The 11,741-nt window shown below is 71.1% G+C and carries 9 protein-coding genes; all 9 read left to right on the top strand.

All coding sequences use genetic code 11. The annotated features are described in order from the left end of the window. Positions 1-46: 46 nt before the first annotated feature. The 9 genes from nuoE to KBX06_RS05330 all read left to right on the top strand — a co-directional run bounded on the left by nuoE (position 47) and on the right by KBX06_RS05330 (position 11,723). Positions 47-1,210, top strand: coding sequence for an NADH-quinone oxidoreductase subunit NuoE (gene nuoE, locus KBX06_RS05290; RefSeq protein WP_210833054.1), 1,164 nt, complete (start codon positions 47-49; stop codon positions 1,208-1,210). Then, positions 1,207-2,523 carry an NADH-quinone oxidoreductase subunit NuoF gene (gene nuoF, locus KBX06_RS05295; protein ID WP_210833055.1) on the top strand — a complete coding sequence of 439 codons (1,317 nt, stop codon included), beginning with the start codon at positions 1,207-1,209 and terminating at the stop codon, positions 2,521-2,523. Before nuoE ends, nuoF begins: the two co-directional genes overlap by 4 nt. Then, entirely contained in the window at positions 2,523-5,036 is a 2,514-nt protein-coding gene (locus KBX06_RS05300) for an NADH-quinone oxidoreductase subunit G (RefSeq protein ID WP_210833056.1), read from the top strand. Before nuoF ends, KBX06_RS05300 begins: the two co-directional genes overlap by 1 nt. Next, complete coding sequence (nuoH, locus tag KBX06_RS05305; protein WP_210833057.1) at positions 5,033-6,388, top strand: NADH-quinone oxidoreductase subunit NuoH; 1,356 nt, start codon at positions 5,033-5,035, stop codon at positions 6,386-6,388. Before KBX06_RS05300 ends, nuoH begins: the two co-directional genes overlap by 4 nt. 1 nt (position 6,389) lies before the next feature. After that, entirely contained in the window at positions 6,390-7,031 is a 642-nt protein-coding gene (nuoI, locus tag KBX06_RS05310) for an NADH-quinone oxidoreductase subunit NuoI (RefSeq protein WP_210833058.1), read from the top strand. Then, a complete protein-coding gene (locus tag KBX06_RS05315; protein WP_210833059.1) occupies positions 7,028-7,798 on the top strand; it encodes an NADH-quinone oxidoreductase subunit J in 771 nt (256 codons plus the stop codon). The genes nuoI and KBX06_RS05315 overlap by 4 nt, the downstream gene beginning before the upstream one ends. A gap of 55 nt (positions 7,799-7,853) precedes the next feature. Further along, complete coding sequence (gene nuoK / locus KBX06_RS05320; RefSeq protein ID WP_132232104.1) at positions 7,854-8,153, top strand: NADH-quinone oxidoreductase subunit NuoK; 300 nt, start codon at positions 7,854-7,856, stop codon at positions 8,151-8,153. Positions 8,154-8,164: 11 nt separating this feature from the next. Continuing rightward, positions 8,165-10,123 (top strand): NADH-quinone oxidoreductase subunit L, encoded by a 1,959-nt coding sequence (gene nuoL, locus KBX06_RS05325; protein ID WP_210833060.1) that lies wholly within the window; start codon positions 8,165-8,167, stop codon positions 10,121-10,123. Between the two features lie 64 nt (positions 10,124-10,187). Further along, on the top strand, positions 10,188-11,723 hold the full coding sequence (locus KBX06_RS05330) for an NADH-quinone oxidoreductase subunit M (protein ID WP_210833061.1): 1,536 nt from the start codon (positions 10,188-10,190) through the stop codon (positions 11,721-11,723). The last annotated feature ends 18 nt before the right edge of the window (positions 11,724-11,741 follow it).

An 11,741-nucleotide genomic window follows, 5' to 3' on the forward strand; every position in this document is an offset into this window, starting at 1 on the left:
AGTCGCGGGCAAAGGCGTGCCCGGTCGTGAACGGAAGGCGACGCTGATGAGCGTTTTCACTGACGAGACCCGCGAACGGGCACGGGAGATCATCGCCCGCTACCCGGCCGACCGGTCCCGCTCGGCGCTGCTGCCGCTGCTGCACCTGGTGCAGGCCGAGGAGGGCTACGTCTCGCCGGCCGGCGTGGCGTTCTGCGCCGAGGTGCTGGGCCTGAACAAGGCCCAGGTCGGGGCGGTGGCGACCTTCTACACGATGTACAAGCGCCGGCCGACCGGCGACTACCTGGTGAGCGTCTGCACCAACACGATGTGCAACGTGCTCGGTGGCCAGGAGGTCTACGACACCCTCGCCGAGCACCTCGGCGTGGGGCACGACGAGACCACCGCCGACGGGAAGATCACCCTGGAGCACGCCGAGTGCCTGGCGGCGTGCGACTACGGCCCGGTGATGACCGTGAACTACGACTTCTTCGACGGGGTCGACCCGCAGACCGCGCGCGGCGTGGTCGACGAGCTGCGCGCCGGCGGCCGGCCGATGCCGACCCGGGGCGCCCGGCTCTGCACCCTCAAGGAGATGGCGGTGCAGCTCGCCGGCTTCGCCGACGAGCGGGAGGGCGCGGTCGCCGACGGCGGGCCGGGCGAGCCCACCCTGCGGGGGCTGCGGCTGGCGCAGGAGCACGGCATCTCGGTGCCGGGCTTCGACCCGAACACCCCGATCCGCAGCAAGGCCGAGGCCGACAAGGCCGCCGCCGAGGCGAAGGCCCGCAGCGAGGCGGAGAAGGCCGCCGAGGCGAAGCCGGCCGGCACCGCGCCGGCCCCGTCGAACGGCGGCGCCGCGCGCCCGGGTACCGCGGGCACCGGCGAGCCGGCGACCCCGACACAGGCGGCCGGCAGCACCACCCGGGACGTGAAGGCGCCGGACGACAAGTCGCCCGAGGTGCGGGCGGCCGAGACCCGGCAGCCCGACGCGGCGACCGCCGTACCGGACGCGCCCGGCACCAAGGTTCCGGCGGACGGCACGCCGCCGGCCCCCCGCGACGCGCAGGACGCGGAGGCCGCCGGCGTGGCGGCGAACGCGCCGGCCGGCGACGGCAAGCCCGCCGGCGACGAGGCCGGGGCGCAGGAGCGCAACCTCAAGGAAGCCGAGGCGGGAGCGGGCGCCGGTGGCGCGGGCTCCGCCGTCGCGAGCGAGACGGGGGTCCAGAAGTGACCACTCCCCGGCCGGAGACCCTGGCCAAGCTGACGCCGGTACTCACGAAGCGCTGGCTGTCGCCGGACGCCTGGCGGATCGGCACCTACGAGAAGCTCGACGGCTACGCGGCCCTGCGCAAGGCGCTCAAGGCGCACCCGGACGACCTGATCCAGCTGATCAAGGACTCCGGCCTGCGCGGTCGCGGTGGCGCCGGCTTCCCGACCGGTCTCAAGTGGGGGTTCATCCCGCAGGGCGACGGCAAGCCCCACTACCTCGTGGTCAACGCCGACGAGGGGGAGCCGGGCACCTGCAAGGACCTCCCGCTGATGACGCACGACCCGCACGCCCTCGTGGAGGGCGTGATCATCGCGTCGTACGCGATCCGGGCCAACCGCGCCTACATCTACATCCGGGGCGAGGCGGTGCACGCCGCGCGCCGGCTGCGCAACGCCGTGCGGGAGGCGACCGCCAAGGGCTACCTCGGCCGGAACATCCTCGGCACCGGGTTCGACCTGGAGCTGGTGGTGCACTCGGGCGCCGGGGCGTACATCTGCGGCGAGGAGACCGCGCTGCTGGACTCGCTGGAGGGCTTCCGGGGCCAGCCCCGGCTGCGTCCGCCGTTCCCGGCCACCCACGGCCTGTACGCGAGCCCGACGGTGGTCAACAACGTCGGCACCATCGCCAGCGTGCCGTACATCGTGCTGGGCGGCGCCGACTGGTGGAAGACCATGGGCACGGAGAAGTCGTCCGGCCCGATGATCTACTCGCTCTCCGGCCGGATCGCCAACCCCGGCCAGTACGAGTGCGGCATGGGCGTCACCCTGCGGGAGCTGATCGAGCTGGCCGGCGGCATGCAGCCGGGCCACGAGCTGAGGTTCTGGACGCCGGGTGGCTCGTCGACGCCGCTGCTCGCCGCCGAGCACCTCGACGTGCCGCTGGACTTCGAGGGGGTGGCGGCGGCCGGCTCGATCCTCGGCACCACGGCCACCCAGATCTTCTCCGACCAGGACTGCCCGGTCTACGCGACCTACCGGTGGCTGGAGTTCTACCACCACGAGTCGTGCGGCAAGTGCACCCCGTGCCGGGAGGGCAACTACTGGATGGTCCGGGTCTACCGGCGGATCCTCGCCGGTCAGGGCACCCACGAGGACCTGGACACCCTGCTGGACACCTGCGACAACATCCTCGGCCGTTCGTTCTGCGGCCTCGGTGACGGTGCGACCAGCTCGGTGACCTCGTCGCTGAAGTACTTCAAGCAGGACTACCTCGACTACATCGAGGGACGTACCGCGCCGAAGCTGTCGGACAAGCAGCTCGTGGGGGCCCACTAATGACCGACGTAGCGAAGCAGACCGAGACCGTCACGCTCACCATCGACGGCGTCGAGGTCACCGCCCCCAAGGGGGCGCTGCTGATCCGGGTCGCCGAGCAGTTGGGCACCGAGATCCCCCGGTTCTGCGACCACCCGCTGCTGGCCCCGGCCGGCGCGTGCCGGCAGTGCCTGGTCGAGGTGGAGGGGCAGCGCAAGCCCGTGGCCTCCTGCACCCAGACCGTCGCCGACGGCATGGTGGTGCGTACCCAGCTCACCTCCGCGGTCGCCAAGAAGGCGCAGGAGGGGGTCATGGAGCTGCTGCTGCTCAACCACCCGCTCGACTGCCCGATGTGCGACAAGGGCGGCGAGTGCCCGCTGCAGAACCAGGCGATGTCGACCGGGCGCGCCGACTCGCGGTTCCACGAGCACAAGCGGGAGTACCCGAAGCCGCTGCCGATCAGCAGCCAGGTGCTGCTCGACCGGGAGCGTTGCGTGCTCTGCCAGCGCTGCACCCGGTTCTCTGAGGAGATCGCCGGCGACAAGTTCATCGACCTGATGGGCCGGTCGTCCGCCGAGGAGATCAACATCTACCGGGACGAGGACTACGGCGTGGAGGTGGGGGCGGGTTGCCCCGGCGCCGACGAGGCCGACTCCGGCGACGTGCCCTTCAACTCGTACTTCTCCGGGAACACGGTGCAGATCTGCCCGGTCGGCGCGCTGACCGGCACCCAGTACCGGTTCCGGGCCCGGCCGTTCGACCTGGTCTCCAGCCCGAGCGTCTGCGAGCACTGCTCGGCCGGGTGCGCCCAGCGCACCGACTGGCGGCGGGGCAAGGTGCTGCGCCGGCTGGCCGGCGACGACCCGGCGGTGAACGAGGAGTGGAACTGCGACAAGGGGCGGTGGGGCTTCCAGTACACCCGCGCCTTCGACCGGCTGACCACCCCGCTGGTCCGCGACCCGCAGACCGGCGAGCTGCGTGAGGCGGCGTGGAGCGAGGCGCTGGCCGTCGCCGCCGAGGGGCTGCGCGCGGCGCGGGACGGCGGGCGCGGCACGGCGGTGCTCACCGGCGGCCGGCTGACCGTCGAGGACGCCTACGCGTACGCGAAGTTCGCCCGGGTCGCGCTGAACACCAACGACATCGACTTCCGGGCCCGGCCGGTCTCCCGCGAGGAGACCGACTTCCTGGCCAGCTCGGTCGCCGGGGTCACCGACGTCACCTACGCCGACGTGGAGAAGGCGCCGGCGGTGGTGCTGGTCGGGCTGGAGCCGGAGGAGGAGTGCCCGATCCTCTTCCTGCGGCTGCGCAAGGCGTACCTGAAGAAGAAGCTGACGGTCTACGCGATCGCGCCGTTCGCCACCCGCGGCCTGGAGAAGCTCGGCGCCAAGCTGGCCCGGGTGGTGCCGGGCGAGGAGGCGACCGTGCTGGCCGAGCACGCGACGGTCGCCGAGGCGCTGGGCGCCGAGGGCGCGATCCTGATCGTCGGCGAGCGGCTGGCCAGCGTGCCGGGCGGCCTCTCCGCGGCGGCCGACGTGGCCCGGCGTACCGGGGCGAAGCTGGCCTGGGTGCCACGGCGCGCTGGTGACCGCGGCGCGGTCGACGCGGGCTGCCTGCCCAACCTGCTCCCCGGTGGCCGCCTGGTCAACGAGCCGGCCGCGCGGGCCGAGCTGGGCGAGGCGTGGGACATCCCCGCCGGGGTGATCCCGAGCCAGGCCGGCCGGGACACCGACGGCATCCTCGCCGCCGCCGCCGGCGGTCAGCTCGGCGCGCTGGTGGTGGCCGGGGTCGACCCGGCCGACCTGGCCGACCCGCGGCTGGCCGAGACGGCCCTGGACGAGGTGCCGTTCCTGGTCAGCCTGGAGCTGCGGATGAGCGCGGTGGCCCGCCGGGCCGACGTGGTACTCCCCGTCGCGCCGGTGGCCGAGAAGGCCGGCAGCTTCCTGGACTGGGAAGGCCGGCTGCGCCCGTTCGACGCGGTGCTGCTCACCGCCGCGATGACCGACGGCCGCGTGCTGGACGCGCTCGCCGCGCAGCTCGACGTGCGGCTCGGCACCGGCGACGTGCTCAGCGTCCGCCGCGAGCTGGGCGCGCTGCCCCGCACCCGCACCGACCGCCCCGCCGCCCCGTCGGTGGAGCCGGTCACGGTGCGGGAGCCGGGCGCCGGTGAGGCGGTGCTCGCCACCTGGCACCAGCTGATCGACCTGGGCAGCCTCACCGACGGCGACGAGCACCTCGCCGGCACCGCCCGCCCGCCGGTGGTCCGGCTGGGCAAGGGCACCGCGGAGGCGCTCGGCGTCGCCGACGGCGACCCGGTGACGGTGGGCACCGACCGGGGGGCGCTGACCCTGCCGGCGGCGATCACCGAGATGCCGGACGGCGTCGTCTGGCTGCCCACCAACTCGCCCGGCTCGACCGTGCGGCGCAGCCTCGGCGCGACGTCCGGAGCGGTCGTGCGGATCTCCGCCGCCGCGGTCGCCGCCGACGCGGCCGACCGCCCGGGCCCGCTCCTCAACGCAGGGGGTGTACACCAGTGAACGCGGTCTACCTGGCTCAGGACCCGACGCTGGCCGACTTCGGCCGGGACCCGTGGTGGCTGGTCCTCATCAAGGTCGTCTTCGCCTTCGCCTTCGGCCTGCTCGCCACGCTGCTCGGCGTCTGGTTCGAGCGGCGGGTCGTGGGCCGGATGGCGGTGCGGCCCGGCCCCAACCAGGCCGGCCCGTTCGGCCTGTTGCAGACCCTCGCCGACGGCCTGAAGATGGCCTTCAAGGAGGACATCCTGCCGAGGGCGGCCGACAAGGTCGTCTTCTTCTTCGCCCCGACCATCTCGGTGATCTGCGCGGTCACCGCGCTGGCGGTGGTGCCGTTCGGCCCGATGGTGAGCATCTTCGGCCACTGGACGCCGTTGCAGGTCACCGACGTGCCGGTGGCGGTGCTGGTGCTGCTGGCGTGCTCGTCGCTGGGCGTCTACGGCAGCGTGCTGGGCGGTTGGGCCTCCGGCTCGACGTACCCGCTGCTCGGCGGCCTGCGCTCCAGCGCCCAGATGATCTCGTACGAGGTCACCATGGGCCTGAGCATCGTGGCGGTCTTCATGACCGCCGGCACGATGTCGACCAGCGGGATCGTCGCCGCCCAGGGGGACGGCACCCGGCTGAGCATCGCCGGCTTCGAGGTTCCGGCCCCCGGCTGGTACGCGATCCTGCTGCTGCCGAGCTTCGTCATCTTCTTCATCTCCACCGTCGGCGAGACCAACCGGGCGCCGTTCGACCTGCCCGAGGCAGAGTCCGAACTGGTCGCGGGCTACATGACCGAGTACAGCTCGCTGAAGTTCGCGCTCTACATGCTCAGCGAGTACGTCGCGATGGTCACCATGTCCGCGGTCACCGTCACGCTCTTCCTGGGCGGCTGGCGGGCCCCGGCGCCGATCACCACCTTCTGGGCCGGCGCCAACTCCGGCTGGTGGCCGATGCTGTGGTTCTTCGCCAAGGTCGTCATGCTCGTCTTCGTCTTCGTCTGGCTGCGGGGCACGCTGCCCCGGCTGCGCTACGACCAGTTCATGCGCCTCGGCTGGAAGGTCCTGCTCCCGATCAACCTGGTCTGGATCCTGGTCCTGGCCGGCCTGCGCTCGATCGAGGACTGGGACTCGCGCAGCAAGCTGATCGCCGTCGGCATCCCCGCCGGCATCCTGCTGCTCGCCACGCTGCTCTGGCCGAGCCGCAAGCCGAAGCCGAAGCCGACGGTCCAGGAGCAGGTCAACGACCGGCCACACGGCAGCTTCCCGCTGCCCCCGATGGACCTGCAGGTACCACCGAGCCCGCGCACGAGGCGCGTGGTCGCCGAGCGGGAGCCGGCCAACATCGCCGCCGGCCCGGACTCCAGGGAGGTGTGACGTGGGCGCGATCACCGGAACGTTCAAGGGCTTCGGTGTCACCTTCTCGCACATGTTCAAGAAGGTCGTCACCACCGACTACCCGTTCAAGCCGCCGGTGTCGGCGCCGCGCTACCACGGGCGGCACATCCTCAACCGGCACCCGGACGGGTTGGAGAAGTGCATCGGCTGCGAGCTGTGCGCCTGGGCCTGCCCGGCGGACGCGATCTACGTCGAGGGCGGCGACAACACCGACGAGCAGCGCTTCTCGCCGGGTGAGCGGTACGCCAGCATCTACCAGATCAACTACGCCCGCTGCATCTTCTGCGGGCTCTGCATCGAGGCCTGCCCGACCCGTTCGCTCACCATGAGCAACGAGTACGAGCTGGCCCGGGACAACCGGCAGGACCTGATCTTCACGAAGGAGCAGCTGCTCGCGCCGCTGCTGCCGGGCATGGAGCAGCCGCCGCACCCGATGCGGCTGGGCGACAGCGAGAAGGACTACTACGTGGGCGCGCTGACCAACCCGGGCACCTCGGCCGGCGCGGAGCACTCGACCAACAACCCCGGCCGGTACCAGGTGGAGGAGCACCCCGGTGTGACCTTCCCCGGTGCCGAGCAGCACGCCCAGCGGGCGGCGGCCGCCAAGGGGGACGGAGCATGACCACGCAGACGCTGCTCGCCGCGGCGGGCGAGGTCTCCGGCGGGGAACAGGTGACCTTCTACATCCTGGCCCCGCTGGCGCTGATCGGCGCGATCGGGATGGTCGCGGCGCGCAGCGCCGTGCACTCGGCCCTGTGGCTGGTGCTGACCATGCTCTGCCTGGGCGTGTTCTACGTCCTCCAGGCCGGGCCGTTCATCGGCATGGTGCAGATCATCGTCTACACCGGCGCGATCATGATGCTGTTCCTGTTCGTGCTGATGCTGGTCGGCCGCGACGCCTCGGACTCGTTGATCGAGACGCTGCGGGGCCAGCGGGTCGCGGCGGCGGTGCTCGGGCTCGGCTTCGCCGGCCTGGTCGGCGGCGGGCTGTGGCGCGCGCTGGACGGCACCACGGCGGTCGGTCTCGAGCAGGCCAACGCCGAGGGCAACGTGCAGGGCATCGCCCGGCTGCTCTTCACCAAGTACGTCCTCGCCTTCGAGTTGACCTCTGCGCTGCTCATCACGGCTGCGGTCGGTGCGATGGTGCTGGCCCACGTCGAGCGGCGCAAGCAGGACAAGCGGGACCAGCCGACGACGATGCGGGCGCGCTTCGCCCCCGGCAACTACCCGGGCCCGAAGCCCGGCCCGGGTGTCTTCGCGACCTCTTCCTCCGTGGCGACTCCGGCCCGCCTGCCCGACGGCCGGCTGAGCGACCGGAGCACCCCGGACATCCTGCCGGTGCGCGAGCTCACCGACCGGGAGACCACGCTGAAGGGGACGGACCGGTGAGCGCGAGGAGTGAGCTTGCGAGCCCCGCAGTCGCGAACGAAAGGGTGGCGCAGCGATGACGCCCGACTACTACCTGGTGCTGGCCGCGGTGCTCTTCACCATCGGCGCGGTCGGTGTGCTCATCCGGCGCAACGCGATCGTGCTCTTCATGTGCATCGAGCTGATGCTCAACGCGGCCAACCTGACGCTGGTCACCTTCAGCCGGATCAACGGTGACCTCAACGGCCAGATCATGGCGTTCTTCGTGATGGTGGTGGCGGCGGCCGAGGTCGTGGTCGGGCTGGCGATCATCATGGCGATCTTCCGGACCCGACGCTCCGCGAGTGTCGACGACGCCAACCTGCTGAAGTACTGAGGGGTCCTGCGGTGGGAACGATTCTGACGAACGCCCCGGCTGAGCCGTTGGGCACCGTCGCCTACGCGACGGCGGACGGGCTGCTGGGCAGCGTCTGGCTGCTGGTGGCGATCCCGCTGGTCAGTGCGGCGGTCCTGCTGCTGCTCGGCCGGCGGGCGGACCGCTGGGGGCACTGGCTCGGGGTGGCCGCCATCGGCGCCGCGTTCGTGCTGGGCCTGACCTACTTCCTCCAGCTGCGTGGCCTGGAGAACAAGTCGGTCGAGCTGAGCATGTGGGACTTCATCACGGTCGGCGACCTGCGGGTGGACTTCGGTCTGCTGTTCGACCCGCTGGCCGCAGTGTTCGTGCTGCTGATCACCGGCGTGGGTTTCCTGATCCACCTCTACGCGGTCGAGTACATGTCGCACGACACGGGACGTCGGCGGTTCTTCGCCTACTTCAACCTGTTCGTCGCCGCCATGCTGCTGCTGGTGCTCGGCAACAACTACGTGATGCTCTACTTCGGCTGGGAGGGCGTCGGTCTGGCGTCGTACCTGCTGATCTCCTTCTGGTACGAGCGGCCCAGCGCCGCCACCGCCGGCAAGAAGGCGTTCCTGATGAACCGGGTCGGCGACGCCGGCCTGGCGATCGGCATCTTCATCATGTTCGCCACCCTCGGCACCACCCAGTACGACGAGGTCTTCAACTCCGTCGGCGCGCTGGGTGCCACCACGGTGCTGGTGCTCGGCCTGCTGCTGCTGCTCGGCGCGACCGGCAAGTCCGGCCAGTTCCCGCTCCAGGCGTGGCTGCCGGACGCGATGGAGGGCCCGACCCCCGTGTCGGCGCTCATCCACGCCGCCACCATGGTCACCGCCGGCGTCTACCTGATCGCCCGGTCGAACCCGATCTTCTCGGCCAACACCACCCTCCAGCTCGTCGTGGTGAGCGTCGGCGCGCTGACGCTGCTCATCGGCTGCGTCATCGGCGCGGCCAAGGACGACATCAAGCGGGTGCTGGCCTGGTCGACGGTGAGCCAGATCGGCTACATGTTCCTCGGCGTCGGCCTCGGTGGCGGGGCGTACGCGCTGGCCATCGTGCACCTGCTGGCGCACGGCTTCTTCAAGGCCAACATGTTCCTCGGCGCCGGTTCGGTCATGCACGGCATGAAGGACCAGGTGGACATCCGCCGGTTCGGTGGCCTCTCGAAGCACATGAAGATCACCTGGATCACCTTCATGATGGGCTGGCTCGCCATCATCGGCATGTTCCCGTTCTCGGGCTTCTTCTCGAAGGAGCCGATCATCGTGGCCGCGTTCGAGCGGGACGACTGGACGGCCTGGCTCTTCGGTATGGCCGCGCTGCTCGGCGCCGGGCTCACGGCGTTCTACATGACCCGGCTCTTCGTGCTCACCTTCCACGGGCCGAAGCGCTGGACGGAGGACATCGAGCAGCCGCACGAGTCGCCGAAGTTGATGACCATTCCGCTGATCCTGCTCGCCGCGGGTTCGGTCGGGGCCGGTTTCCTGCTCGCCAGCTCGGTGCCGGACTGGCTGACGGCCACCGCCGGGCTGGGCGCCCAGCAGGAGGGGCACCACGCGGTGCTCTCGCACACCGTGATCACCGTGCTCTCGCTGCTGGTCACCGTCCTCGGCGCGGGCCTGGCCTGGTTCCTCTTCCGCAACGGCACGGCCACCGCGCCGCAGCCGGCCGGCGTGCTGGTCACCGCCGCCCGGAAGAACCTCTACACCGACGCGGTCAACGAGGCGGTCTTCGAGAAGCCGGGCATCTTCCTCACCCGGGCGCTGGTCTACCTGGACAACCGGGGCGTCGACGGGCTGGTCAACGGCCTCGCGGCAGGGATCGGTGGCGGTTCGGGCCGGCTCCGGCGCCTCCAGACGGGCTTCGTCCGGTCGTACGCCACCTCGATCCTGACCGGCGCGCTGCTGGTCGTGGCGGCGTTCCTGGCCGTCGAGGCGGGGTGGCTGGCGTGATCGACCTCTTCCAGGCGGCCGTCACCGGCGGACCGCGCAGTGACGACGGAGGTAAGGCCGCATAATGTCCGACTTCCCGTTCCTCTCGGTGCTCACCGTGGCACCGCTGGTCGGCGCCCTGGTGGTGGCCTTCCTGCCGCGCAGTCGGCCGGAGCTGGCCAAGCAGGTGGCGCTCGGCTGGTCGCTGCTGGTGCTGGCGCTGTCCGTGGTCATGTGGGTGAGCTTCAAGGTCGGCGGTGAGCGCTTCCAGTTCCGCGAGTCCTACTCGTGGATCCCGAACTGGGGCGTCAACTTCACCTTCGCCGCCGACGGCATCGCGCTGGTGATGCTGATGCTGATCGCGGTGCTCGTGCCGCTGGTGATCCTGGCGTCCTGGCACGACGCCGAGTCGTCCAAGCGGTCGGTGCCGGTCTACTTCGCCCTGCTGCTCGTCCTCGAGTGCACGATGATCGGCGTCTTCGCCGCCGCCGACGTCTTCCTGTTCTACGTGTTCTTCGAGGTCATGCTGGTGCCGATGTACTTCCTCATCGGCAGCTACGGCGGCCACCAGCGGCAGTACGCGGCGGTGAAGTTCTTCCTCTACTCGCTGGTCGGCGGCCTGTTCATGCTCGCCGCGGTGATCGGCCTCTGGGTCGTCGGCGGGAAGACCTTCGACTGGCAGGCGCTGTCCCAGGTGGACATCTCCACCGGCACGGAGCGCTGGCTGTTCCTCGGCTTCTTCCTCGCGTTCGCGATCAAGGCGCCGTTCTTCCCGTTCCACACCTGGCTGCCGGACGCCGGTGGTGCGGCCCCGGCGGGGGCGGCGGCCCTGCTCGTCGGCGTGCTCGACAAGGTCGGCACGTTCGGCATCCTGCGCTACTGCCTGCCGCTGTTCCCGGACGCGGCCAAGTGGTTCGCCCCGTGGGCGCTGGCGCTCGGCGTGATCGGCATCATCTACGCCGCGCTGCTGGCGGTCGGCCAGAACGACCTCAAGCGGCTGGTGTCGTACACCTCGATCGCGCACTTCGGCTTCATCGGGGTGGGCATCTTCGCCTTCACCACCCAGGCCGGCACCGGCGCGGTGCTCTACATGGTCAACCACGGCCTCGCCACCGGCCTGCTCTTCCTGGTGGTGGGCATGCTGATCGCCCGGCGGGGCTCGGCGCTGATCAGCGACTTCGGCGGCGCCGGCAAGCTGGTGCCCGTCCTGGCCGGGGTGCTCTTCTTCGCCGGTCTGGCGTCGCTCGCGCTGCCCGGTACCGCGCCGTTCGTCTCCGAGTTCCTGGTGCTGATCGGCACGTTCACGGTGAACAAGCCGGTCGCCGTGATCGCGACGCTCGGCATCATCCTCGCCGCCGCGTACGTGCTGTGGATGGTGCAGCGCACCACCCAGGGCACGCTCAACCCGGCGCTGACCCAGATCGACGGCATGAAGCGCGACCTCAACCTGCGCGAGAAGTTCGTGGTCGCCCCGCTGATCGCGCTGATCCTGCTGCTCGGCTTCTACCCGAAGCCGGTCACCGACGTGATCAACCCGGCCGTGCAGGCGACCATGCAGGACGTCGGCCGAACCGACCCCGCCCCGACCTCGGGCGGCACCGTCCAGGAGGCGGCCAAGTGAGCGCGAGGAGTGAGCTTG

The sequence above is a fragment of the Micromonospora sp. C31 genome, from assembly GCF_018070575.1.
Taxonomy (GTDB): Bacteria; Actinomycetota; Actinomycetes; order Mycobacteriales; family Micromonosporaceae; genus Micromonospora.